Consider the following 19,838-nt stretch of genomic DNA (forward strand, 5'->3'; position numbering starts at 1 on the left):
AGTAATTTTAATGCTTAAGACAAAGCATTAATCCTACGGCTCACATAATGGTGTAAACGCTCACCTAAAGAGACCTATTATCCTGAAAATCTGTGTTAGCGTGATAGTAAGGAGTGATTTTATGTATTGTCGCGAATTAATAAAGGGGAAAAAATGGGTTTGTGTTGCTGATGGTCCGCGTGATCCAGCTACCGGAAGAAGAAAACAAATATCTAGGCGAGGTAAAAGCCAGAAAGAAGCAAAAGCAAAGGTATTAGTTGCTATTGAAGAAATCGACCACAATCTTATATATGACCCTAATATTACTTTTAAAGACTTTGCTTATCAATGGTTTGAACAGTACCTACTTAAAGGTCAAAAAGAATCGACATATGCAATAAGGGAATATTGTATCGAAGTCCTGATAAAGTATATAGGAAGTCTGAAAATGAAAAGCGTCACATTAACGCATTATCAAAAAATCTTAAATGATTTATTTAAAAAGGAACAATCCTTGAATACGATGAAAATGATCCACACTACTGCGAGGATGATTTTTAGATATGCCACTGAAATAAATTTGATAAAATCCAATCCAACGCTAAACGCGGAAATCCCTAAAAAACAAAAGACTGTAGAAGATATTGAAAATGATAACGTCTCAGAAAAATATCTTGAGACAGAAGAATTATGGGAGTTGTTAAATGCTGCGGACAAGTATTATAACTACGTGAATGTGATTGCAATTTATACAATCGCCTTTTCCGGAATGCGCCCCGGCGAAGCAATCGCGTTAAAAGAAAAAGATGTATTGTTCGAATCGAATCAATTAAGTATTACCAAGACGATTTATAGAAAGAAAAATTTAAAGAAAGTATTTAAGCTTACTCCTCCCAAAAATACAACTAGCATAAGGTTAATCGATATGGAAGAAAGAATAATGAATATGATAAAAAATGTGCTGGAATACAAAGAAAAACATCATTTCACTAAAAGTGATCATGTTTTTTCCACACCAGATGGTTATCCTATTAAAGAAGAGTACTTAGCAAAGGCATTAAATGAAATTCGTGCAACAACTCCAATCAAGAAAAAATTGTATCCTTACATTTTAAGGCACACACATATTAGCATGTTAGCAGAAAAAGGATTCAGTCTTCCATTCATCATGAAACAAGTAGGTCATAAAAATTCTGATACCACCACTCAAATTTATATGCATGTAACAAAAGGTATGCGAGAACAAGTTCAAGAAAAAGTTGGAGAACTATTTAACGATTTAATGGATTTTAAGAAGAAATAAAGAGAAATGTGAGTGAAATGTGATTTTTGCATTTTTAACTCGCATTTTTTATTGCTTTAAAGCTTATATGTCAACGTTTCTTGAATTTCATACTACTATTTTAATGATAGTAGCATTAATGTTGCTCAATTCCAACGAATCATATGTTCGATATTTAGATTGATATGCAGCGGTTGTCGTAAATAACGACAAACAAACGACTAATAAGAGTAACATTGCAGCTGGTAAACAATACTCCTTTTTCATTCTGAACGAAACGTAACATAAAAATTATGCTCCTTTTCCATTCCATTCAAAAATTGGACATAAAAGCGTAGAGTTTGTCCTTCTATAGAAATTGAAATAGATTTTACATGTAATAACATATGCTCATGTCCCAAACGATTCTTTTGTTTTCTTATTAAATTTTGGTACAATTCGATGTCATACTCTTCTCCGCCTTTTTTGACTCGTATGCCCGGTTGCTCTTTTTGAATGATCAGAGTGTCTATATCATTTAAATATGTTCCTACGTTTTGAACAAATAACGCCCATTCCGTGTCCAAAGGATTTGTTATACTATCTTCTATTTTATTTGTCCAGCCGACTGTTACGGCAAATACTTGAGAAAATAGCATTAAAACAGATAATTGTATAATCCCATCCACTAGTGTATACCCTTTTTGGTTACTAATGTTCAATCTGAAAAAGTTACGCAATTCGATTTCTCCTCTCGCATTCCTTTGTAGTACACGCAAATTTGATGTTCATGAATCTCATACGTATACGTAACCTTTTCAATATCCATTGATCCATCTTGACTCGTTTCTGTTACATATTTTTTGGCAGCTTCCAGCATAACAATAGAGGCATGATATTTTCGTTTCTTCTCTTCTAATTGAACTTGCATATTATTAAGTAATGGAAGTAAAGTAGTTGCAATGATAAAAGTAATACTTAGTGCCAATATAGTCTCTGGCCAAGAAAACCCATCACTATTCCTCATAATTTAACCTGCCAGTGCCGATATACACTGTAACTGTTTTTGTGACTGTTTTAGTCCCTTTTTCAATCTCAAACAAAAATGTTCCAAATTGGCTCACCATTCCATTGGGATGAAAAGAGACTCTCTTTAAACTACTATCAGCAGAAAGGCGTATATGCTTCGGCACTTTATACTCAAATAGTCGAGTTTTTGCCCATTCCCCCACATATTTAGAGCCATTTTCATCAAAATAAATATGCGTATATTTGGTTTCTCCAATAGCAATAGACTGGATTTTTTGCATATCTAAATGAAACTGTCTAAAAAAACGTTTTTCTTCTGCAGCTTCTATTCTTGAAGTCGTCACATAAACGACGGAGGCTGTAATAACCATCACGATAGATAACACAAGAATTGTTTCAACTAACGTGAAGCCTCGTTCATTTCGTCTGAATTGCTCCATCTATCTATTCCGTTTTTCCTTTTATGACATCAACACTTCCATCTGAGGCAATTTCTATTTTATCTCCATTTGGACACGCATCCATCCCATTTAAAAATTCGCTTTCACTAAGTTCCTCCATGGTTGGTATTTTTTTATTTTCTATTTTATATGCTTGAATCTGTCCTTCCACCATCTTTAAAAAAGCATCGCAGCCTTTCTCATCTATATTGGCAGAATGCTTCGTAACATTTGGGATAGAGATAAGTATCAAAACTGAAATAATAAGTAATACAATCATCATTTCTACTAAAGTGAAACCTCGTTGATTTTTCCATAATTTCTTCATAATAATCTCCCTTATACAATATTTATCATTTCGTAAATTGGTAATAATATCGCTAAATACGCTCCGATAATGAAAACAGCTAATATGAAAAACAATGTTGGTTGGAGGATGCTTAAATACCGAGAAAGCTTTGTTTCAATCCGATCTGATAGAAACTCGCTATATAAGGTTAATTCTCTTCCAAGATACCCACTGTTTTCTCCGTGCACGACAAAATGATGAAAATCTTCCGTAAAGTAGTCTAATAGTAAAACTGATTTAGAAAAACATTCACCGTGCACAATTTTGTTTTTCATTTGTTCCGCCATAAACTGAAGGGCTTTATGTTCTTGTTGACTGATTAATGCATCTAACGATTGTTGCAGCGGCATACCACTTTCGATCAACCCACCTATTTCTCTCGAGAATACTCTAGTCAGCAATAGTCTATACCATCTATTTATAATTGGGATCTTCCGATAAAATCTAAGCTGTTCTTCCACTGTTCGCTTATTCATAAATAGTAGGAAAAGGCTTATAAGAGCTATAGCCACAACCATTAAGATTAAAAAAGTATTCGGCATTTGCAATAATACACTTGTCCAAGCTATAGAATTATCAGAAGTGTTAGACTCTCTCGTGCCGAGCAAGGTTTCCATATTGGGAAGAAAATATATTCTGAAAATGGTAAACAACAAAAAGATAGCGACAAACAAAAAGAGCGGATACATCAATAGATTATTTAATCGTTTTTTCGCTCGTTCATAAACAGCGACATTCACCCCGAGAGTTGCGACTGTCTCCTGTAACTGTCCATGAATCATCGCTAAATTAATTGGAAGAAGTAATCGAGCTGGAAAACCTAATAATTTAAATACTTCGCTCGCATTTAAACCATTTTTTTGGATCTCCGTCACTTGGATGATTACTTTATTCGCATTTTTCACATGGAAAGGCAGTAACATAGAAACAGCCTCATGAAAAGTATATCCCTCTTTCAATAAGTCACTTAGTCTACTTAAAATGGTGATTGCATATGAGAAGGAATTGTTTCATCTTTTTTCATAAAGTACGCTTTAATTTCTTTGAATGACACCTTCTCTTACCCCTCTCTCAATTTGATAGGAAAGAGTAATTGCATGTGGGATATGAAAGTCCTTACCAGTAATAAGAGAGCTTAATGCCTCTATTAAGAATTCATCAGAAATTATTTCGAATATGGCGGAAAGCTCCGGTTGTTTGAAGTTTGATATTGGTACTAGTCTTTGCGTTACTATACCAATTATCGTTTGTTTTAGTTCTTCCGCAGATACTCCTAGGTCCATTAAACGATAGAGAGCACCAATACCATCTTTAGCGTGAATTGTAGACACCACTAAATGACCAGTCAAAGAAGCTTGAATAGCGGCTTTTGCAGTAGCTTCATCACGGATTTCGCCTATCATTATTACATCTGGTGAATGTCTTAGGATGGCTTTTAATCCCGTTGAATAAGTTACTCCCGATCGTTCATTTACTTGAATTTGCAATAAATGAGATTGACTATTTTCTACTGGATCCTCCAAAGAAATAACATGACGATTCAAGTTTTCAGAACAATATTTAGTGAGTGAGTACATGGTCGTTGATTTACCAGAGCCAGTAGGACCTACAAACAGAATTAGTCCTTGTCGATTGTTCGCAAGCTCAACTATTTTTTCGGAGGCATCTCGAAATAATGACAACGCATGGATTATTTTGGCATTATCATGTTGCTGCAATCGAATAACAAGACTTTCTTTTCCGTATACAGATGGTAATGTTGAAACACGAAATGAGAATTTTTGAGAATTGAATGTTTGTTGAAATGAACCACTTTGTGGCTTTCTTTTTTCGCTGATATCAAGAGAGGATAAAAACTTGAAGAATGAAATAATACGTTCACCCAATGGGAGGGGAAGCTTCCCTGCCTCAAACATTTGGGAGTGTTTTTTAAAATAATAGAAATAATTTTCTTCATTAGGGATCATATGCAAATCAGAAGCACCAAACCTATGTGCTTTCCTTAATAATTGGGCACATTTTTGCTCAATCGTATTTTCTAATTGTTGCATGCATCGTTCCTTTCTCCAGATATAAGTTGGGACCGCATCCAACTTATACAAAATAAGTATACTTCCAATCTCCAAATAAATAAAGAGATTTCTTAAAATTTTCTAATTATTAATATTTAGTTTTATTTGTTATTTTATATTTCTACTTTATAATTATAGAAAAGATAGGAAAGGAGAAATTAGTATGAAAGATACATTAAAAATTACAAATACACTAGCTGATGAAACTAGATACTCCATCTATCAATATATAGTGAAAGAAAAGAAACAAGTCACCGTACAGGAAATCGCAGATGAATTTAGCATACATCCAAATGTTGCAAGACTACACTTAACAAAATTAAACGACTCTAAACTAGTTTCCTCCGAATTAGAAAATAATAAAAAAGGTGGTCGACCTGCCAGAATATATTTCCTTGCAGAGGAACCGATCTATTTAAGTTTCCCCAAACAAGAAAATCATTTGTTATTACAATGGTTGTTAGAGTTAGTCGATTCCATGGGAGACGATGCGCTCGCAAAAGCTAAAGACATTAGTTATCAACACGGGCAAACAATTATCAAGCATATTTCTTCTACTACACAAACCTTTGAAGGTAAAATGGAGCTTTTCAAGGAAGCTGCAAATGCGATTGGGTATATACCTCAAATTACGGAAAATGAAGGTAAAAAAGTCATCACTTTTTCTATTTACAATTGTCCATATAAAAACCAGTTACATAAACACCCTGCACTCGTTTGTTCCTTGCATGAATCATTTTTAAAAGGACAATTCGATGCCCTGTTTCCAACGAATAACTTTGTGCAAATAGAAAGTATGCAAAATCATTGTAACAATTGCGTATATCAAATAGAAGTTCTATAATGAAGCTATAGATGAATCATAATTGTGACAATCCGATGTATATTCATAAGTGATGTGCAATAATCAGTTTACAGTTGTCGACATAATCATCTATAATGAATGAGAGAATATTTGTGTCGTTGCAAAAGGAGGGACTACAAATGGGCAATATGTATAAAGTGATGGCTTTCTGGACAGGGATTTTTGCAGTTTTCTTTTATTTAGGTGGTATGTCAGAAGCTTCTCTACTATTTTTAGCAAATACGGGATTATTCCTTCTTTTAGGGTTTTTAAACCTTTCGGAACGTATGTATATGTACATCTTCGGAGCTTACTTAATGTTCTTCTTCGCAGGTTTTACATACTACACTACTTTTATGCACGTACCAGGCGCTGGACATTAATCGTCCAAATGAAAAAGCAGCTCAAGTTGAGCTGCTTTTTTCTTATTCTTAATAGTATGCTTCTTACTCTGGAGCACCAGAGTGTCAGAAACTTATACTATATTCCACTACTGAGCCTGAACTTATTAAAATCCATTTAAAAATGGATTGGATTCCATTTCATCTTCGATTGTTGTTGCTGGCCCATGACCAGGATAAATAATTGTAGACTCTGGTAAAGTTAAAAGCTTCGTATGAATGGATTTCATTAATTCTGCTTGATTTCCACTTGGTAAGTCTGTACGCCCGATACTGTTTTGAAACAGTGTATCTCCGACTATCGCAAATTCTGCTTCTGCAAAGTAATAAGTAATACTTCCAGGAGAATGTCCTGGCGTATGCAATAATTGCATTGCAAAATTACCAATTGTTAAATTTAATTCATTTTCTAATATAATATCAGCTTCCTTGCAAACGATCGAAGGAATTTCTGCATACTTTGAAGAACCATTTTTGGTTGGATCGACCAACCATTTCTTTTCCGCAGTATGAATATACACAGGTATATGAAAAGCATTTCTTACATCCTCTACTGCTCCAATATGATCGAAATGGGCATGTGTTAAAAGAATAGCAAGTGGTTTCAAATTCACCCTGCGGAGTTCACTTACTATTTTTTCTCCTTCCCCTCCTGGATCAAAAATTAAGCATTCTTTTTCCGCATTCGAAATAATGTAACAGTTTGTTTGAATAAATCCTAGTGGATATGTACGTACATTTAACATTTAAATCACCTCATTCTTAGTTTAAACGATAATCCATCTGTTGTTCAACGTTTCGCCACTTTTTTCACTCGACAAATTTAGAGAATACAATTACAATAGAAGAGGAATATGTAAAGCGACATTCATTTTCTGATGTCGAAAGGAGTGTCTTTCATGAACTTATTAATGGTTATTTTTGGACTAGTTACAGTTTTAGCTGTAATCGGCACTTTCCAAGCTTTCAAAGAAAAGAATGTGCTAGGAGTTCTATTTAACTTTGGTACTTTTGCAGTTTTTGGCTTCTTTACAGTCATGACTATTTTGAACCAAGGCTTTCCACCAAGTTTACACTAAAACGCACACGAAAAAAGCTGTCATACTAAAGTATGGCAGCTTTTTTCTATTCTTTTAACTCTAACCAAACCTGTTCTTGGAATGGATCTAATTGAATCCAATTTTCATTTTCATATCCACCAAGACAAACCGCTCCATTCGGAGAACAGTCTATTGGCCCATCACCTAATTCACCAAATTGCTTTGTCTCATCTAGTGAAAAGCTAGAAAGTACACTTTTATCTGTAAACTCATCCTTATTACCAGACTTCTTCGATTGAAGGATCATTAACTTATCTGGCTGAATGATAGACATATTCGGCATAACCCATTCTGAATAATTGCTAACAGCAGGAGAGGTCCATTCATATACCCGATTCTTCTCCTTCTCCTCTAATCGATATTCAAATTGGTTCTGTTTTTCGTTTATAGTTACATAAAGCATGCTTTCCCCTAAATTCTGAACATCTAATAGATGATTCCAATTAGTTGCTTCCAGAACCTCATCCTTTATGGAATATAATAATAATTCACTTCCATCCAGACTACTCTCATTCCATTTAAACACCATTAAACGATTGTCATCATACCATTTGATAAATGGGTTATCCACTTCGATTGTTTTCAAATTTTGGGTTGTTCCGTCATAAATAAACGTATCATATGTCCAATCTTCGTAAAAAGTCGAGAATGCGATTAGATTTGGATTTTCCGGGTTCCAATTCATATAAATTTCGGCAGATTCGAAAAGTAAACTTTGCAATACATACCCATCCTTATGTAATAAAAGAACTTCTGCAGAGGAGGAATTACTTGATGTATGTAAAAGAATCATTTCTTTACCTGGATGAATTTCACCTTGAATAATTGGGGTCTTTGTTGCATAGATACTTTTCCATGTCTCCGTTGATAATGTATAAGATTGAACCGTCCACTCTCCATTTTCCATTAAAATGAAAAGTATTTCATCATCTGACAACCATCCAATAACACTATGGAAGACAGAACGCTCTAATTGTAGGATCGGAATCTTTTTAGAGGGAGCAATTTCAACATCAGATGGAGAAGATTGTGGTGCTTCTACATTACCTGTAGAATCTGGGATTTCAATTTGAATATTTTTTTCTTTACACGCTTGCAAAAAAAATATGCACAAAATTAGTATGACAACCCTCTTCAATATACTCCCCCCTTCACCTATTTCTGTATACTAAAATCATGCTCACATCATTAGACGTCTTAGCTTGCTATTTGTTTCACAAAAAAGCACAGACGACAGATGTCTGTGCTTTTTCTTATGGATTTTTTGGTTCTGTCTGATCTAATAACAGATTACCTGTTTTTAAATCGTAGAATCTGAGTAAATCCCCATTTATAATTTGGTCAGAGTAGCCGAGTTCTTGTGTAGTCCGATCTATATATGGCTGACAGCTATCGATTGCGATTTCTTCCCCAGTTGCATTGTCATAACAAGCATTATTGGCAAATACCAGCTTATCCGTAACAAATCCACCATTTCGGAAAATAACGAAATCTTCATGTTCATCTGAAAATACATCTGCACCTAATTGCATGTCTTTAGCAGTTTCTACACCAAGCAAATGCAAAATAGTCGGTCGAATATCTATTTGACCAGCAGTTTCTATAATTTCTCCGCCTTTTCCACTATTCGGAATATGAACAAAGAATGGTACACGTTGTAACTTTGCAGATTCATATGGTGTAATTTCTTTTTCCAAATATTGAGACATTGCTTTATTATGATTTTCAGAAATACCATAATGATCTCCATACATTACGATAATGGAATTATCATATAACCCTTGTTCTTTCAATTCGTCAAATAATGTTCTCAAAGCCTCATCCATGTAACGAACAGATTGAAAATACTTATTTAGAGTTCGTGAATTAGAATCATATGGAGGTATTAATTGATCCTCTTCATCTAAGTCAAAAGGATAATGGTTCGTTAATGTGATTAAACGTGAATAAAAGGGCTGCGGCATTTCCTTCATATGTGTAACGGATTGCTCAAAGAATGGAATATCTTTCATTCCCCAGTTTACCGCATCTCCTTCGTTTACTACATAACTGTTCACATCATAATACTTTTGAATGGAAAGTGCTTGATACATCATATCACGATTCCAGAAACTCTTATTATTCGGATGCATTACATTCGTAAAATAACCTTGCTCATTCAAGCTCTCAGACATCGAATGAAATTTATTTCCACTATGCGTAAAAAATACAGCTCCCCCACTTAAAGGGTAAAGGGAATTTTCTACAAGGAATTCAGAATCGGATGTTTTTCCCAAACCAGTCTGATGATAGAAATTTGAAAAATAAAATGTATCTTTATCTTGGGTTAATGAATTTAAAAACGGTGTTACTTCATGCCCATTCATATCATTATTAATCACAAAATTTTGTAATGATTCCATAGAAATGACGATTAAATTACGCCCCTTTGCAAGACCGAACATTTCTGCGTTTGGTTCTGCTTGGTTCGAACGAACATAGTTATTTACCTCAACAAGCTCACTTCCATCAGCAAGCGCCCGCTGTGCGTGCGATTTCGATTGGATATACAAGTCATACAGATGATAATTGTAAGAGCCTATGTTTTTCACTAACATTTCACGGTCGAAACTTCTTGTTAATAATTGTGGTCTTTCGATTTCAGATAACCCTAAGTTTAAAAATAATATTGCTGCCGTTAACACAAAGTATGCTCTTCGGACAGTAGGTTTAATAACAGACGTTGCTTCTCTAATTTTTAACCATTTCATTGCAATAATTATTACTACTACATCTGTGAAGTAAAAAATATCCGACCAATAAATGCTTTCTGCTGCCGATGTACCTAGATCTCCAAAATTACTTGTTTGGAATAAGACCGGTAGAGTAATGAAATCTGTAAAGAAACGATAAAATACAGCATTTGCATATAACACTACAGAAAGTATGATACTTGTAACTAAGATATATCTGTTTTTCATTTTAGATTTTAAAAAATAAAGAAATCCCATAAATAAACAATATAAAACTGAGCGGATTTATAAATAGTATTACTTGTTGCATTATATTCTCGATTTTCATATCAAAGCTTGTGTGGTAAACAATATAGGTTTTTATCCATGTGGCCACAATAGCTAATACAAGAATAGAATGTGTTGGCCAGTTTTTCTTTCTCACGCCTACATCCTCCCCTTTTTTCACTCTTAAAAATAAGTAAAAGTCACAGAGTATATCTTAATACTTTCTTCACAATAAATCAACAATAATAGATATGATTGATGTTATTATATAATGTGTCTCTTATTCTTACACTCCTTATATAGACGGTTGTACAATCCAAAAAGTTTCATTTTATTTACAAAAATAAAAAAACGACAGATATCCTACGTATCTGCCGTTGTTATTGCTTATATTTACTTTGCTCTTGCCTTAATAAAAGTAAAGCTAATTGATATTCTTTTACTTCAATCATTTGCATGCGATAAAGCTCTTTTATTTCTTCTTCCATCATTTCTAAATCAGCTAATCGATCTTTTGTGTAGACAAAAATACCAAAACGTTTTAATAATTGCGTAACGTCATATACTGAATTCATCTTATACTTCCTTTATGCGATTCTGTTTACAAGGTATAATTCCTTTATTTGTTATTATTTTATCAACTGGGATATCAAACATCTCTGTTTCCACTTGATCCACTATTTGAAAATCAAATGCTAAAGAGATTGTTTGTCCTGTATAATTTGTTAAAAAGCGGTCATAGTATCCCCCACCGTAGCCAATACGGTAACCTGTTTTACTATACACAACACCGGGTACAATAAGCAAGTCGATATCTTCAGATAAAACACCTACTGTTAAATCAGGATTAGGCTCCAATAGCTTCATATATACAGTTTCTAGTTGGTCATAGCTGTCTATTTTATAAAAAGTCATGGAACGGTCTTTAGGATTGCATTTTGGGACTACAACAGTTTTACCTATTTCCCATACACGCTTTATAATTCCTTCTGTATTTACTTCCGGAAAAGCAGAAATAGTAATTCCAATAATAGAAGCATGCTGCACACTTTCTTCTATTAAAAGACGATTTTCAATTTCTGTTGAGTAGGTAAAATAGGACTCCTGATTTAAAGATGCTAATCGGGTTTTCATATCATTTCTTAGCATTGTTTTTAACAAGTTATTCCCTCCAAACAATAGAAAAAAACCAAAACCGCATTTGGTTTTGGTTTAAGTTATTATTTCGTTTCTCTATGAAGAGTTGATTTCTTTTCACGTGAGCAATATTTTTTAAGTTCAAGACGTTCTGGATTGTTACGCTTGTTTTTCTTAGAAATATAGTTGCGCTCTCCGCAATCTGTACAAGCTAATGTAATATTAACGCGCATGGTTGTCCCTCCCACTCTTTGCCAGGATTAAATATAAAACTTGAGCATGATTTATACGACTAATCAATTATAGCATATTATCCAAGAAAATCTACAATTAACACAATAAATTATTCAAAGTTTTTTTGTATATGGTAGTATTAAATAAGAATTTTAGTATAGAGGTGAATGCAATGGATTTTTCTGTCATTATCATGATTATAGGTATATTATTGATCGTCCTGTCCTTTTTATTGAAGGATTCCAGCAAAAAAGTAGAAGCTGAGGTGGAAGAACTTTCTTTCTCATTGTATCAAGAAACAAGTGCATTAAAACGCAGATTAAAAGTTATCGAAGAAGAATTATTGATCGAATCAACGAAAATCACAAGCCCTAAAAAAAATACAAAAAAACCGGTCGTGCATGAAATTATCAAAAATCAAGTTCTTGAATTATACAAGCAAGGCTATTCATTAAAAGAAATTAGCAGTCGCTCCTCTCTTACCGTAGAAGAAGTACAATCAGTAATTGGTGGTGGTAAAAGATGAATAAGGCAACAATCCGTTTTCTCGGTATTGGATTATTCTTAGCCGGTGCAGCATTTCAAATACAGCTCATGGTAGGTGAGAACGACCAAGCAAAAGATGAAATTACACCTCAAGCATACAAACAAGCACAAACAGAATTAAAAAATGTTAAGAACCAATTAGCCCAACTACAACTCGATTTAGAAAATGCTCAAAACGTACAAACGGCTCCTGAAATTGAAAAAAAGGTAGAAACTATGGACAATCCCTCTCATGAAGCAACAAATACCGTGCTACATATCCAATCAGGTATGACATCAAGAGATATTAGTACATCCTTAGAAGAAGCAGGAATTATTCAAAATAAACAGGATTTCGAAGATTATTTAGTCGCTCAAGATCTATCCAGTAAAATTCAAATCGGGCAATATGAACTTAATCCAACTATGACAATCAAACAAATCGCGGAAATAATCACCAAGTAAAATGAATCTTCTTCAAAGAAAAAATGAAGGCTTATAGTACAACCTGACGAAAGCCACCACCTAGGTGCGAAACTCGTATCGGATACGAGTTTACCTTTTCTTGGATTCAACATTTAAAAAGCACAGGTCCCTTAGACAAGGACTCTGTGCTTTTCTTTTAATTATTTAGCTCGTAATGCTTTCCTTTTAGTAAATACAGTAGACGCTCCGCTAAATTTGTTGCATGATCGGCTGATCTCTCTAAATAACGACAAACAAATGATAGTTGTGTGACTTGACTAAGCTGCTCTGGTTTTTTTACTCCCACATTTAAAAGTGTTCGAATAGCATGCCCGTATAACTCATCCACTTCATCGTCTTGTTTCGCAATTTTCTTAGCATCCTCCATATTTTCATGGATAAACGCATCTAATATTTGCTTTAACATTGAAATTGTCTTAACTCGCATCTCATCCAACAAATGAATCGGCTCAATATGTTCATCTTTTCCAATACGAATTGTTTCTTTTGCTATATTAACTGCATAATCACCAATACGCTCCATATCAGACGCTATTTTTACAAGCACCATCAATCTTCTTAAATCAGTTGCAACTGGTTGCTGCTTTGCAATTAATAAAATGACACGGTCATTAATCTCCTCTTCCATATGGTTAATATGAATATCGTTATTAATGACTGTTAAGGCACCTTCAATATCATTTCCTAATAGATAATCCATCGATTTATCCAATGTATCTATAGCGGTATTACTCAACTCCAATAACAAGTCTTGTACTTTTCGTAACTCTGCATCGAACTTTTCTCTTCCTACCATCTTCCATTTACCCCTTTCCTTATCCGAAACGACCTGAAATATAATCTTCTGTACGCTTATCTTCAGGCGTTGAAAAAATAACATCTGTGTTATCAAATTCTACTACTTCCCCATTTAAAAAGAATGCAGTTTTATCGGAGATACGAGCAGCTTGTTGCATATTATGTGTAACAATTATGATGGAATAATCTGCTTTTAGTTCTTGAATAAGCTCTTCTACTTTTAAAGTTGAAATAGGATCAAGCGCTGATGTAGGTTCATCCATTAGGATAACATCTGGTTCGATTGCCAAGCAACGCGCTATACAAATACGTTGTTGTTGTCCACCGGATAGACTGTAAGCATTTGTCTGAAGGCGATCCTTTACTTCATCCCATATCGCTGCTCCACGCAAGCTTTTTTCCACAATTTGATCTAATATCTTTTTGTTTTTAATTCCATGGATTCTTGGACCATATGCAATATTATCGTAAATAGATTTTGGAAATGGATTTGGCTTCTGGAACACCATCCCTACTTTTGTGCGCAACTCTTCCACACCATAATCAGTATCGAAAATATTTCGTTCACGATATAAAATTTGTCCTGAAGTTTTTACTGTTGGTACTAATTCTACCATACGATTTAGTGTTTTAATATAGGTTGATTTTCCACAGCCTGATGGCCCGATGATCGCAGTTACTTCATTTTCTTTGATTTGCAAGTTAATATCTTTCAATGCATGGTGATTCCCATACCATAAATTTAACTGCTTTGTATTATAAACGATATTGGATGCACCATTTAGCGTATTTGACCCTTTTTCTAACGATTGTACCATTATACTTCCCCCTAGTTAAGTTAATACCTTTTTGAGAATTTGTTACGAATAAATATAGCAATCGAGTTCATGATCAATAAAAAGATCATTAAAACAAGTATTCCTGCAGCAGCTACAAATTGGAAATCCTGCTGCGGACGTTTTGCCCAATCGTATATTTGCATAGGCAATGCGGTGAATTGGCTTAGTAATCCAGTCGGAAGGAACTGAATTATAACAGGAATCCCTATTACAATCAGTGGTGCTGTTTCTCCTACCGCTCTTGAAAGTGCTAAAATTGCACCTGTTAATATCCCAGGAATTGCAGATGGCAATACAATTTTTACAACTGTTTGCCACTTAGTAGCGCCCATTCCATAAGACGCTTCTCTGACATCGTTTGGTACAGCTCTAATTGCTTCTTGGGACGCAACAATAATAACTGGAAGTATTAACAAACTCATTGTAAATCCTGCCGCTAACACACTATTTCCTAGTGACAAAGCACGGACAAAAATTGTCAAACCAAGTAATCCGAATACAACTGAGGGTACACCAGCAAGGTTAGAGATATTCATTCGAATAAAATCACTTAATTTATTTTTCTTCGCATATTCTTCCAAGTAAATAGCAGTTCCAACTCCTAAAATAATAGATACTGGAGCTACTACAAACATTAACCATATAGAACCAATAAGCGCTGCTTTAATTCCTGCTTTTGCAGGAAAACGAGAACTAAAGTTTTGGAAAAATTCTGGTGTTAAATAACCGACACCTTGTGTAATAATTCGATAAAACAATATAGCTAATGTAAGTAACGCAAATAATGTAGCAAAAAAGAAAATTACTTTAAAAACTTTATTAATAGTGAGACGACTTATCATTCTTTTTACAACTGATTCATGATTTATATATTTCATTTTAATATTCCTCCCGATATTTTTTAGAAATAGCGTGAGCAATAAGGTTCATCACCAGTGTAAATAAGAACAATGTAAAACCAACAGAGTAAATTGAATAGTAAATTGTGGTTCCATAGCCCGCATCACCAGAAGAAACCTGCACAATATAGGCAGTCATTGTTTGAATGGATCCTGTTACATCGAAATCAAATTTTGGCGTAGACCCACCAGCAAGCGAAACAATCATTGTTTCTCCAATTGCTCGTGAGATGGCAAGTACAACAGAAGCAACAATTCCTGATAAAGCGGCTGGAACTACTACTTTTAGCGCTACTTCCAATTTAGTTGACCCCATCGCAAGTGCACCTTCACGAATTGAATTTGGTACAGATGACATTGCATCTTCCGATAATGACGCAATCATTGGTAAAATCATTATTCCAACAACAATACCTGGACTTAATGCATTGAATATTTTTAAATCTGGAATAAATTGTTGCAATAACGGCGTTACAAATGTTAATGCAAAGAAACCATAAACAATTGTCGGAATTCCAGCTAATACTTCTAAAATTGGTTTAATAATTCTTCTTGTAGTGTCAGAAGCATATTCACTTAGGAATATAGCGGAACCAATACCAAACGGTACTGCCACTATTACTGCTATAATCGTTACCTTTAATGTTCCAGCGATTAATGGAAGAATTCCAAAAGCAGGTTCCTTATTAGCAAATGGATACCATTCTGTACCGAATAAGAAGCTTAACACAGGAATATCTTTAAAGAAAATTATTGTCTCGACAATCAAAGTTAAAACAATTCCGATTGTCGTTAATACAGAAATAGAAGCAATTATGAACAAAATAATTGGTATTAATTTTTCTACCAGTTGTTTTTGCTTTTTATTGCTTGATTTTGCAATTAGCTCTTGTACTGATGGTTGATCAGTTACTTGTTTTTGAGCCACGGTGAATCCCCCTTTTACCAAAACGTAAGAAAAGAGTAGCAGTTATGCTACTCATTCACTTACACCCGGTTTACCTGTAAACTTATTTTAAACCTTCTAAAGTAGATAGACCTTCTTCATACTTTTCAGCTGGAAGACTTACATATCCAACTGCTTCAGCCATCTCACCTGCATTTTCAAGTGAATATTTCATGAAATCATAGAATGCTGGATTTTCAGAAAGTGCTTTATTACTTGCATAAACGAATAATGGACGTGATAGTGGAGAGTATTCTCCAGATTCAATTGTTTCGTTGTTAGGTTCTATCCCACCAATTTTTACAGCTTTTAAAGTATCTTGGTTAGCTAAGTAGTAAGCATAACCAAAGAATGCGATTGCATTTTTATCAGCTTGTACACCTTGTACTAATACGTTATCATCTTCAGAAAGAGTTGCCGATTTAACAAGATCTTCTCCATCAAGAATTACTTCATCAAAGTAATCATATGTTCCTGAATCTGTACCTGGTGAATAGAATACTACTTCTTCTGCTGGCCATTCTGGGTTAATATCAGACCACTTTTTAGCAGTTCCATCTTCGATCCATAATTTTTTTAGATCTTCTACTGTCATATCTTCCACCCAGTCGTTTTCTTGGCTAACTACTACTGTTAAACCGTCATTCGCTAGTTGAAATTCAGTGAAGTCAATACCTGCATCTGCAAGTGCTGTAGCTTCTTCTTCTTTAATAGGACGTGATGCGTTAGAGAAATCAGTTTCGCCCGCGATAAATTTTTCAAAACCGCCACCAGTTCCAGATACACCAGCTGTTACTTGAACTTTAGGTTGTACTCCTGCATATTCTTCAACAAGTGCTTCTGTAATTGGTGCTACTGTACTTGAACCGTCACCAGATACTGTTCCTTCAATTGCAGCTTCTTCAGCTGCAGGAGTTTCTGTTTCTGTTCCTGCTTCTGATGCTGTTTCTTCAGTAGGAGTTTCTTCCGTTGTCTCTGTGTCAGAGTCATCTCCACATGCCGCAAGCGTAAGCGCTGAGCCAATCATTGTCGTCATCATTAAATACTTCCAGCTTTTCATCAGGTAAATCCCCCTAAAATTATGTTTTTCTTTTCTTTCTTACAAAAACTACTTTAAAGGTTTCATGTTGAGTCGGTATGAATGTAATGTAAAGCTTTTGTAAACTACACGAAAAAATGATTAAAAACTAAAAAACCGGCCAGCCTATTCTGTTAATAGGCTGATCGGTTTTTTTGAATATCATTCGGCATTTTTTTCATCAATTGAATCGTTTGTGTATGGAGCTTTAATGAGTGGTGTTGCTGAAGACTCATTTTCTTTTAATGCATTATTTTTTTGTTTTATCTCAAAATATTTGTCAACTAATTCTCGAGCTATTGGAGTTAGAAAGTTAGTTTTGTAACTAGACTCTAATGAAGCCTGTGGAACGACAATTGCATATGCTATTTCTGGTTTATCAAATGGAGCAAATCCAATATGAGTTAAATTGACAGTATTGAAACTTTTTCTTAATTCAGGATCTGTATAAAAAGATTGTGCTGTCCCTGTTTTACCAGCAGCAGTATAAGGGGCACTGGCAAAAGCAGACCGAGCAGATCCTTTATTACCAAAATATACTCGTTGCATCCCTTGACGGACACGTTCGATTTCTGCTCTTGTATTATCTACTGTATTCAATATATTTGGCGTCATCTCTTTCACAATTTTCCCTAGCTGCACCCCATCAACAGACGGTTCTCTAATTTCTTTCACTACATGAGGCTGAATTCGATTTCCTCCGTTTGCAAGCGTAGCAACAAATTGAGCCAGTTGCAAAGGGGTGTACGTATCATACTGACCAATACTTAAGTCGAGTAGTTTCCCCATTTCTAAACCGCCCACTACTCCTGACACTTCTCCTGGTAAATCAATACCTGTTGGAACACCAAGTCCTAATTGTGCATAGCCGTTACGCATTTTCTGAAATGCTTCTGGTCCAAAATTTATCCCTTGATTTGGTTGATAAGTTCTACCAGCTACACGATACGCAATTTGGAACATATAAGAGTTGGAAGAACGCTCAATTGCTTCTAAATCATTCATTGGGATTCTGCCATATCGGTTAAACACGGAACTTTTTGGGTTAGAGCCTTTTATACGAATGGGTTGATCTACTAATACGTCTCCAGGAGACAATGCATTTTCGCGATACCCTGTAAGTACTGTACCGGGTTTTATAGTAGAACCGACTTCATATGCTGTTGTAAAAGCTGCAAACGCATAATCTCGTACAGTCTGTTTTCCTGTTTCGGAGTCTTTCACAATTTGCTTTCCTACCATTGTCAAGACTTCTCCTGTGTATGGATCTAGCATGACCAAAAATGCTCTGTCTAAATATTTTGTTCCCTTATTTTTATTTTTCATTTCTACTAATTTTTTTTCTAATATTGCCTCCATTTCAGTTTGGAGTTCACTATCTATAGTTAATACGAGATCCTTTCCAGGCTCTCCTTCATAAACAGTTTGGATGTCAACGACACGACCTTTTCCGTCAGTGATATTTTTGACAACACTTTTTTGTCCTTGAAGTACTTCCTCATACTGCTGTTCAATATAACTTTTTCCGACACGATCGTTACGAGAATAGTCTCTCGATAAGAAATAATCTAAACGGTTTTTAGGTATCCCTTCTTTTGGTAAAGTGGTCGTTCCCAATATAGCAAGTGTAGAGTTTTTAACTCTTCTCCAATCTGTTGTGGTATTGACCCCTTTTAAATCTCCTAAACGTTCTGATACTCGTGCAAATTCTTCTACAGTAACTTCTTCTGAAATTTGACCAGGTTTAAGTGCTTTGGTAGTAACGTCTCCCCCTTTAATAATTTGTGGGGATAATGCGTACCCAGAAGCCATTTCTCGGTAAATCGCAATTATTTCTAACTCTTCTGGAGTGAACGAATTCAATTGTTCTTCCGAGATTTTGCTTCGTATCAACCGATTAATCTCAGCATTTTTTTCTTTTTTCGACAAGTCTTCGTCATTTTCAATTTCATTGCGCTCTTTAGTTGTTACTAAATCATTCGCTTCTTCACTATGTTTAAATAACCAAAAATCTTGTAAGTCACTTTTTGTTATTGCATTTATATCCTTTTCGATAAGCAAGCTTAGACCTTCTGCTATTTCATACATATCTTTAGCGGTAGTTGTTTGCATTTTGGTGTATGTAATTGCTTTTTGTGGTTTATTGTCTACTAAAATTCTACCTTCACTATCAAAAATTCGTCCTCGAGGTACACTAGTATTGACAGGGACTTCTTCTGTTCTTTGTAAATCTCTCGAATAATTTTCGCCTTTTACTATTTGTAAATAACCTAGACGCAAAATTAAGATCGTAAAAAGTATGAATATCGAAAAGAAAAGTATATTCATACGAAAAGTAATATTAGCTCTTTGTTTCGCTTTTACACTTTGTGCACGTTTGTTTGGGATTTTCCGCATAAGTTCACCTACTTCATTATTAACC

General features: G+C 34.6%; 24 protein-coding genes and 1 pseudogene. 6 read left to right on the top strand and 19 right to left on the bottom strand.

Features of this window, described 5'->3' with window-relative positions; all coding sequences use genetic code 11:
• Positions 1–121 precede the first annotated feature (121 nt).
• Entirely contained in the window at positions 122–1,282 is a 1,161-nt protein-coding gene (locus OR571_RS13535) for a tyrosine-type recombinase/integrase (RefSeq protein WP_282243456.1), read from the top strand.
• Between the two features lie 87 nt (positions 1,283–1,369).
• On the opposite strand, the gene OR571_RS13540 is transcribed toward OR571_RS13535, so the two are convergent.
• From OR571_RS13540 to comGA, 7 genes are all read right to left on the bottom strand, one after another.
• Positions 1,370–1,528 carry a hypothetical protein gene (locus tag OR571_RS13540; protein WP_282243457.1) on the bottom strand — a complete coding sequence of 53 codons (159 nt, stop codon included), beginning with the start codon at positions 1,526–1,528 and terminating at the stop codon, positions 1,370–1,372.
• Positions 1,525–1,962, bottom strand: a complete 438-nt coding sequence (comGF, locus tag OR571_RS13545; protein WP_282243458.1) for a competence type IV pilus minor pilin ComGF — start codon at positions 1,960–1,962, stop codon at positions 1,525–1,527. The genes OR571_RS13540 and comGF overlap by 4 nt, the downstream gene beginning before the upstream one ends.
• Complete coding sequence (locus OR571_RS13550; protein ID WP_282243459.1) at positions 1,959–2,267, bottom strand: ATP-grasp domain-containing protein; 309 nt, start codon at positions 2,265–2,267, stop codon at positions 1,959–1,961. The genes comGF and OR571_RS13550 overlap by 4 nt, the downstream gene beginning before the upstream one ends.
• Entirely contained in the window at positions 2,257–2,709 is a 453-nt protein-coding gene (comGD, locus tag OR571_RS13555; RefSeq protein WP_282243460.1) for a competence type IV pilus minor pilin ComGD, read from the bottom strand. Before comGD ends, OR571_RS13550 begins: the two co-directional genes overlap by 11 nt.
• A 4-nt stretch (positions 2,710–2,713) precedes the next feature.
• Positions 2,714–3,037 (bottom strand): competence type IV pilus major pilin ComGC, encoded by a 324-nt coding sequence (gene comGC / locus OR571_RS13560; RefSeq protein WP_282243461.1) that lies wholly within the window; start codon positions 3,035–3,037, stop codon positions 2,714–2,716.
• A gap of 11 nt (positions 3,038–3,048) precedes the next feature.
• A complete protein-coding gene (comGB, locus tag OR571_RS13565; RefSeq protein ID WP_481900392.1) occupies positions 3,049–4,017 on the bottom strand; it encodes a competence type IV pilus assembly protein ComGB in 969 nt (322 codons plus the stop codon).
• A gap of 75 nt (positions 4,018–4,092) precedes the next feature.
• Positions 4,093–5,109 carry a competence type IV pilus ATPase ComGA gene (gene comGA, locus OR571_RS13570; protein WP_282243462.1) on the bottom strand — a complete coding sequence of 339 codons (1,017 nt, stop codon included), beginning with the start codon at positions 5,107–5,109 and terminating at the stop codon, positions 4,093–4,095.
• 184 nt (positions 5,110–5,293) lie between these two features.
• Here comGA and OR571_RS13575 point away from each other — a divergent pair, with 184 nt between their 5' ends.
• Both OR571_RS13575 and OR571_RS13580 read left to right on the top strand, forming a co-directional pair.
• Positions 5,294–5,974: a helix-turn-helix transcriptional regulator gene (locus OR571_RS13575; RefSeq protein WP_282243464.1), complete on the top strand. Its 681-nt coding sequence runs from the start codon at positions 5,294–5,296 to the stop codon at positions 5,972–5,974.
• 140 nt (positions 5,975–6,114) lie between these two features.
• The gene (locus tag OR571_RS13580) at positions 6,115–6,357 is read left to right on the top strand and encodes a DUF2626 family protein (RefSeq protein ID WP_142538403.1); all 243 of its coding nucleotides are present in this window, start codon (positions 6,115–6,117) and stop codon (positions 6,355–6,357) included.
• 125 nt (positions 6,358–6,482) lie between these two features.
• Here the strand turns inward: OR571_RS13580 and OR571_RS13585 are convergent, their stop codons facing one another.
• On the bottom strand, positions 6,483–7,121 hold the full coding sequence (locus OR571_RS13585) for an MBL fold metallo-hydrolase (protein ID WP_282243466.1): 639 nt from the start codon (positions 7,119–7,121) through the stop codon (positions 6,483–6,485).
• 153 nt (positions 7,122–7,274) lie between these two features.
• On the opposite strand from OR571_RS13585, the gene OR571_RS13590 reads away from it, so the two are divergent.
• Positions 7,275–7,454 (top strand): DUF2759 domain-containing protein, encoded by a 180-nt coding sequence (locus tag OR571_RS13590; RefSeq protein WP_142538338.1) that lies wholly within the window; start codon positions 7,275–7,277, stop codon positions 7,452–7,454.
• A gap of 46 nt (positions 7,455–7,500) precedes the next feature.
• Here the strand turns inward: OR571_RS13590 and OR571_RS13595 are convergent, their stop codons facing one another.
• The 5 genes and pseudogenes from OR571_RS13595 to rpmG form a co-directional block, all read right to left on the bottom strand.
• A complete protein-coding gene (locus tag OR571_RS13595) occupies positions 7,501–8,613 on the bottom strand; it encodes a YqgU-like beta propeller domain-containing protein (RefSeq protein ID WP_282243467.1) in 1,113 nt (370 codons plus the stop codon).
• A 115-nt stretch (positions 8,614–8,728) separates the two neighbouring features.
• Positions 8,729–10,631 (bottom strand): annotated as a pseudogene (locus OR571_RS13600) (LTA synthase family protein).
• 223 nt (positions 10,632–10,854) lie between these two features.
• Positions 10,855–11,049 carry a YqgQ family protein gene (locus tag OR571_RS13605; protein ID WP_142538335.1) on the bottom strand — a complete coding sequence of 65 codons (195 nt, stop codon included), beginning with the start codon at positions 11,047–11,049 and terminating at the stop codon, positions 10,855–10,857.
• 1 nt (position 11,050) lies between these two features.
• The gene (locus OR571_RS13610) at positions 11,051–11,623 is read right to left on the bottom strand and encodes a 5-formyltetrahydrofolate cyclo-ligase (RefSeq protein WP_481900402.1); all 573 of its coding nucleotides are present in this window, start codon (positions 11,621–11,623) and stop codon (positions 11,051–11,053) included.
• 71 nt (positions 11,624–11,694) lie between these two features.
• Positions 11,695–11,844, bottom strand: coding sequence for a 50S ribosomal protein L33 (gene rpmG / locus OR571_RS13615; RefSeq protein ID WP_093265860.1), 150 nt, complete (start codon positions 11,842–11,844; stop codon positions 11,695–11,697).
• Positions 11,845–12,017: 173 nt separating this feature from the next.
• Here rpmG and OR571_RS13620 point away from each other — a divergent pair, with 173 nt between their 5' ends.
• Positions 12,018–12,371: a hypothetical protein gene (locus OR571_RS13620; protein WP_282243477.1), complete on the top strand. Its 354-nt coding sequence runs from the start codon at positions 12,018–12,020 to the stop codon at positions 12,369–12,371.
• On the top strand, positions 12,368–12,835 hold the full coding sequence (locus tag OR571_RS13625) for an endolytic transglycosylase MltG (RefSeq protein ID WP_282243480.1): 468 nt from the start codon (positions 12,368–12,370) through the stop codon (positions 12,833–12,835). The genes OR571_RS13620 and OR571_RS13625 overlap by 4 nt, the downstream gene beginning before the upstream one ends.
• Before the next feature lie 157 nt (positions 12,836–12,992).
• Here OR571_RS13625 and phoU read toward each other — a convergent pair whose 3' ends face one another.
• From phoU to OR571_RS13655, 6 genes are all read right to left on the bottom strand, one after another.
• Positions 12,993–13,652 (bottom strand): phosphate signaling complex protein PhoU, encoded by a 660-nt coding sequence (gene phoU / locus OR571_RS13630; RefSeq protein ID WP_142538332.1) that lies wholly within the window; start codon positions 13,650–13,652, stop codon positions 12,993–12,995.
• Between the two features lie 19 nt (positions 13,653–13,671).
• Positions 13,672–14,472, bottom strand: a complete 801-nt coding sequence (gene pstB / locus OR571_RS13635; protein WP_282243482.1) for a phosphate ABC transporter ATP-binding protein PstB — start codon at positions 14,470–14,472, stop codon at positions 13,672–13,674.
• 20 nt (positions 14,473–14,492) lie between these two features.
• Positions 14,493–15,371: a phosphate ABC transporter permease PstA gene (gene pstA, locus OR571_RS13640; protein ID WP_282243484.1), complete on the bottom strand. Its 879-nt coding sequence runs from the start codon at positions 15,369–15,371 to the stop codon at positions 14,493–14,495.
• 1 nt (position 15,372) lies between these two features.
• Complete coding sequence (gene pstC / locus OR571_RS13645) at positions 15,373–16,320, bottom strand: phosphate ABC transporter permease subunit PstC (protein WP_282243485.1); 948 nt, start codon at positions 16,318–16,320, stop codon at positions 15,373–15,375.
• An 82-nt stretch (positions 16,321–16,402) separates the two neighbouring features.
• Positions 16,403–17,398: a PstS family phosphate ABC transporter substrate-binding protein gene (locus OR571_RS13650; RefSeq protein WP_282243486.1), complete on the bottom strand. Its 996-nt coding sequence runs from the start codon at positions 17,396–17,398 to the stop codon at positions 16,403–16,405.
• A 180-nt stretch (positions 17,399–17,578) separates the two neighbouring features.
• Positions 17,579–19,813 (bottom strand): peptidoglycan D,D-transpeptidase FtsI family protein, encoded by a 2,235-nt coding sequence (locus OR571_RS13655; protein ID WP_282243489.1) that lies wholly within the window; start codon positions 19,811–19,813, stop codon positions 17,579–17,581.
• Positions 19,814–19,838: the final 25 nt, after the last annotated feature.

The sequence above is a fragment of the Psychrobacillus sp. NEAU-3TGS genome (assembly GCF_029955155.1).
In the GTDB taxonomy this organism is placed as follows: domain Bacteria; phylum Bacillota; class Bacilli; order Bacillales_A; family Planococcaceae; genus Psychrobacillus.